A 1,074-nucleotide genomic window follows, 5' to 3' on the forward strand; every position below is an offset into this window, starting at 1 on the left:
TAGCTGCTCGGACCGTCGTCGAGCCCGACCCGATCGACCATTTCGGAGGCCGCGCGGCGGTTCTTGGCGATTTCCGTCAAAGGCAGCGTATCGGCATTGAGATCGCCGAAGGATTGCACGTCCGCGCTGGCTTCTACGCCTTCCTTGACCGGATATTCGTAGACCTCGGCCGCATAGATTTCCTGCGCGGTGTCGGAGGAGAGGAAGCGCATCAGTTCGACCGCCTCGTCCCTGTTCGGCGCGTTCTTGGCAAGCGCCATGCCGGATATGTTGACATGGGTGCCCGAATCCTCGTCGATGGTCGGGAAGATGACCTTGATGGCGTTCGCCCAGTCCTTCTGCTGCGGCTCTTCCTCATTGTTCATCATGAGGCCGACATAATAGGTGTTGCCGAGCGCCAGGTCGCATTCGCCGGCCATGATGTTCTGGGCCTGGCCGCGATCATTGCCATCGGGCGCGCGGGCGAGGTTTTCCTTGAACCCCTTCATCCATTCTTCGGTCTCGGCCTCGCCCCAATGAGCGATCATCGAAGCGAATAGCGCGATGTTGTAGTCGTGCTGGCCCGAGCGTATGCAGATCTTGCCTTTCCATTTCGGGTCGGCGAGGTCGGCATAGGAAATGGCTTCGTCAGTGACGCGCTCCGCCGAGGCCCAGATCACGCGGCCGCGGCGGGTGACGCCGAACCAGTGTCCTTCCTCGTCGCGATATTCGGCCGGAATGTTCGCATCGATCGTCTCGTCCTGAAGCGCCTGCGTCACGCCCTTGTCCTTGGCGGCCTGCAAGCGGGCGATGTCGACGGTGAGGATCACGTCGGCCGGCGAGTTCGTGCCTTCGGCGGCGATGCGGTCTTCCAGACCCTTGTCGAGGAACAGCACCTCGGTCGCGATGCCGGTCTCCTCGGTGAAGGCGTCGAGCACCGGCTTGATCAAGTCCGGCTGGCGGTAGGAATAGATGTTGACGGTTTCCTGCGCGAGCGCCAGCGGCGCGGCAAGCATGGTTCCGGCAAGGGCGGCGGCGGCGAAGGCCGCCTTGCGCGGCAGCATCGACTGAAGGTTCATCTGGGTGGTCCTCCGA

1 protein-coding gene is annotated in these 1,074 nt (G+C 62.8%); it reads right to left on the reverse strand.

Going from position 1 to position 1,074, the window contains the following annotated elements:
- Window positions 1-995, reverse strand: a 995-nt coding sequence (locus tag PZ895_RS00475; RefSeq protein ID WP_275837073.1) for a Fe(3+) ABC transporter substrate-binding protein, incomplete at its 3' end; no start/stop codon positions are given.
- Window positions 996-1,074: the final 79 nt, after the last annotated feature.

Source organism: Mesorhizobium sp. YIM 152430 (genome assembly GCF_029210365.1).
In the GTDB taxonomy this organism is placed as follows: domain Bacteria; phylum Pseudomonadota; class Alphaproteobacteria; order Rhizobiales; family Rhizobiaceae; genus Aliihoeflea.